Raw genomic sequence first — 4,119 nt, forward strand, 5'->3', positions numbered from 1 at the left:
CCCCCCACCTCCCAGAGATCCGTCCCGCGCTCCCCCCACCTCCCAGAGATCCGTACAGCGCTCCGCCCACCTCCCAGAGATCCGTCCCGCGCTCCCCCCCACCTCCCAGAGATCCGTACAGCGCTCCGCCCACCTCCCAGAGATCCGTACAGCGCTCCCCCACCTTCCAGAGATCCGTACAGCTGCTCCCCCACCTCCCGGCAAGATGTACCGCTGCCTCACTTCCGGCGACCTGTCCTGCTGCTACGGCCCGCGCGGGACCACCGCCATCCGCCCGTCCCCCGCCTCCACCACCGCAAGGTCGCCCGACTGATCGGTGCGGTAGACGGTGAGCCCGAGCCGCCGCAAAAGCCCGAGTGTGGACATGGCGGGATGACCGTAGTCGTTGTCGGCTCCCACACTGATCAACGCGGCTCGCGCACCAAGCGACGCCAGGAAGGCCGGAGACTGCCGGTTCGACCCGTGGTGCGGAGTCTTGAGGATGTCAGCCCGTACGGCGAGCCCTCGCAGCAGTTCCTCCTGCGCCTCCGTTTCCAGATCGCCGCCGAGCAGGATCGACCCGGCTCGCCAGCGTACGTGCATGACCACGCTCGAGTTGTTGATCGCGCTGCCCTCGCCATATCCGTTCATCTCGCCATGAGCGGGATCCGGCGCCAGTACGGTCAGCTCGGACGGCCCGAACCTCCAGCGCGTCCCCGGTGAGGCCGTCCCTTCGGGTATCCGGCGATGCGCCAGCGTGGCTGAGACACGTGAACCGGCCCGGTCACCGGCACGCAGGGGGCTGACGACCACCGCGCCGACACGCCGGTTACGGAGAACACCCGGCAGGCCATCCACGTGATCCGCATGGGGATGGGTGAGAACGAGCAACGGTACGTCCTCCACACCGAGTCTTCGCAGGCACCGATCCATGGCGACCGGATCCGGTCCCGTGTCGACCACGACGCCCCGCCCCGGTCCGGCCGAGACCACCAGGCCGTCTCCCTGCCCCACGTCGCACATCACCATGAGCCAGCCCTCGGGAGGCCATGGACCGGCGATGGGCCGGACCACCAGCACCGCAACCAGGGCGGCACCGGCCACAGTCCCTGCGATGGCGCGCCAGGCCCGGCGTCGCAGGATCGGAATCGCCACGGCCACCGCGAGCAGGAGCAGGCCCAGCCCAGGCAGTCCAGCAGGCCAAGGCACGGTGGCGAAGGGAAGGTTCACCGCCCACCGGGCCACCATGACGATCCAACCGACCGCGTACCCGGCCGGGATCACGAGCAGCCGCGCACCATCAGGCCACAGGGGCGCCACCAGAGCGGCGCCGAAGCCGAGCAGCGTCGCGGGCGCGACGGCCGGTGCGACCAGCAGGTTGGCGATTACCGCGACGGGCGTCAACTGTCCCGACATCAGCACCAGCACGGGGGTCACGGCGATCTGCGCTGCCGCCGGCACAGCCACTGCCTCGGCGACCCAGCGGGGTAGCCGGTACGTCGGCTTGTCCGAGGCCGAACTCCCAACCGAGGCCGGACTCTGGGCAGAGGCACCACGGGCCGGGGCCTCATCACGGGCCGGGGCCTCACCACGCACTGGGACTGCGCCACACGCTGGGGCCACACCACAGGCTGGGGCCACATCACAGGCTGGGGCCGTACCACGGGCTGGGGCTGCGCCATCCGCTGGAGCGGTGGTGCCGACCGGGACCGGGCTACGGACCGACACGGGGCCAAATCCGGGAGTCGAGGCACCACCCGCAGACTGACCACGACCCAAAGCCGAGGCATCGGGCGGTTCAGGGCTGCGGTCCCGGTGTTGGTCAGGTTCGGTGCCAGGTGCTTCCGATGGGGTGGCCTCGTCTTCCGAGCCTGACAGCTTGTCTCGCCAGCGCGGTGCGAGGAGGAGGATGCCTGCTGTCGCGGTGACCGAGAGGGCGAAACCGTAGGAACGGGCGAGTTCGGGGGCGAACAGCACCAGGAAGAGGACCGTCGCTGACAGGGCCGCGAAGCCGTCCTTCGAGCGGCCCGTGCCCATGGCGATGGCTGCTGCCAGGCCCATCAGAAGCGCTCGCAGGACGCTTGGAGAAGGGCGTGCGACCACGGTGAACGCGAGCATCGCGACGGCGGCGAAGACGGCTCTCACGGGGAGGGAGAGGCCGATCAGGCGGGAGAGTGCGAGGGTCGCACCGGCGACGATCGCCAGGTTGGCGCCGCTTACGGCGTTCAGGTGGCTCAGGCCGGCTTCTCTGAGGTCGGAGGCCACCTGGGGGTCCATGCGGGAGACGTCACCGACGACCAGGCCGGGGAGGAGGCCGCGCTGGTCAGGTGGGAGCACGTCGGCGGCGGATCGCAGACCCGATCTGAGGGTGCCCGCTGCGGTCTGAAGGCTGGATGGGGGTGTCAGGACTCGTGGTGGCTCTCGGACGAGCAGCGTGGCGGCTACCAGGGTGCCAGGGGTCGGTTTCGCCAGGCGGCCGGTGACTTCTACGTGTTGGGTCGGCAGGAGGGTGTTCCAGGCCCGGCCGGTGGCGAAGACGGTGATGGGGATGTTGACGGCTGTCCTGGTCGTGGACGTCTGGATGATTTTTAGGTCTGCGGGGATCACGTAGCTTTCTTGGTTGAAGCGTCCGTTTCCCTTTGGTCTGCGCTTGGGGTCGTCGGTCAGCGCGATCTGGGCGGTGATGAATGCGTTCTGGGCTGCGAGCTCTGCTGCCGGGCCCGTGGTCAGGGCGTGGATTCGGAGGGCGACCGAGGCTGCGGCTGCGGCTGCGCAGATGAGTGTGGCTATGGCGATGTTCCGCCATGAGCTCTGCCTGGCCCCGCGCCATCCGCCACGTTCGGCGCCCAAGCTGGTGAGAGCAGTGTCCCGACAATCGGTGCGGTCGGTGTCACGGCATTCGGTGCGCTCGGTGTGCTGGCGTTTGGTGGGGTCGGCGTGCTGGCGATTGGTGGGGTCGGCGTTATGACGCTCGGTGTGATCGGCCGCCGCTGCGCGAGTGAACCAGGCGGTCGCTGCTGCGCCGAGGACGGCGGAAGCAGCGACGATCATGCCGGTACTGGCTGGGCACGCGAGGAGGGTGAGGGCGCTGGCCCAGGCTGCCAGAGCGGGGAGGGTGAGGGGCCAAGCGTTGTCGCGCGTGCTCGAGTCGGGATCCGGGGCGGGATCCGAGTCGGGATCCGCGGAGGGGCCAGGGCTGGGGTCGAGGCGGAATGCAGCGGCAGGGCCCGAGTCGGAGGTGGGGTCATGACCGGGTGCGCAGCCAACGTCAGGGCAGGGGGCGGGGGCAGCGTCAAGGTCGGAGGCGGGGGCAGCGTCGGGACAAGGGGCGGGGTCAGCGCCGAAGTGCGGGCCGGGGCTGGGGTTGGCTGTGGGGGCGTGGTCGTGCCGGTGGTGCCCTTCGTGGGGTTGATCGGCCGAGAGCCTGTGGGCGTTGTCGGCACCTGCTGGGCCTGTGGGTTCGGTGGGCGGGCCGGGCATGTTAGACCCGGACCTTTGGTTTGATCTCTTCGAACTTTCTTGGGCCGATACCGCTGACTTCGCGGAGTTGGTCGACGGTGGTGAAGCCGCCGCGGCTGGTACGGAATTCGATGATGCGTGCCGCCAGGACCTCTCCCACGCCCGGAAGCTGCTCCAGTTGGTCGGTGGTGGCGGCGTTGAGGTCGAGGATGGCGGTGGCCGGGTCAGCTGCGGGAGAACCGGCCACCGCCCGGCCCTGGGTGGCGCCCACGACTATCTGCTCGCCGTCGATCAGGCGTCTGGCCAGGTTGAGTTGTCCCGTGGAGGCTCCTCGGGACACTCCTCCGGCGGCCGTCACGGCATCCGCCACTCGGGCACCCGAAGGGAGGAGGTAGACGCCTGGTTCGCGGATCTTGCCGGCTACGTGGACGGTCACCTTGGCGGTGGTGGGGGACGGGGTCAAGGGCGTGATCGAGGCGATCGGGGTGGGCGGTGGGAGGGGTTGCGGGGAGGGTTGCGATCGCCAGATGAAGAAGGCTGCGACAACCGTGGCGAGACCGCCTACGGCGAGTAGGACGCGTAGGCCTGGCCTGCCTGGGTCGAGGGCGGGGCTCTGGGAGGTGAGGATCTTGTGGAGTCTTTTGACGGAGGCTGGTAGCGGGATAGGGGCGGGCTTTGGCG

The 4,119-nt window shown here is 69.6% G+C and carries 2 protein-coding genes; both read right to left on the reverse strand.

Annotated elements, in window-relative coordinates; translation table 11 throughout:
* Positions 1-243: 243 nt before the first annotated feature.
* The gene (locus AB0J69_RS50380) at positions 244-3,030 is read right to left on the reverse strand and encodes a ComEC/Rec2 family competence protein (protein ID WP_364133478.1); all 2,787 of its coding nucleotides are present in this window, start codon (positions 3,028-3,030) and stop codon (positions 244-246) included.
* A 430-nt stretch (positions 3,031-3,460) separates the two neighbouring features.
* Positions 3,461-3,874 carry a ComEA family DNA-binding protein gene (locus tag AB0J69_RS50385; RefSeq protein ID WP_364133480.1) on the reverse strand — a complete coding sequence of 138 codons (414 nt, stop codon included), beginning with the start codon at positions 3,872-3,874 and terminating at the stop codon, positions 3,461-3,463.
* Positions 3,875-4,119 lie beyond the last annotated feature (245 nt).

Source organism: Nonomuraea sp. NPDC049709 (assembly GCF_040674815.1).
Classification (GTDB): domain Bacteria; phylum Actinomycetota; class Actinomycetes; order Streptosporangiales; family Streptosporangiaceae; genus Nonomuraea.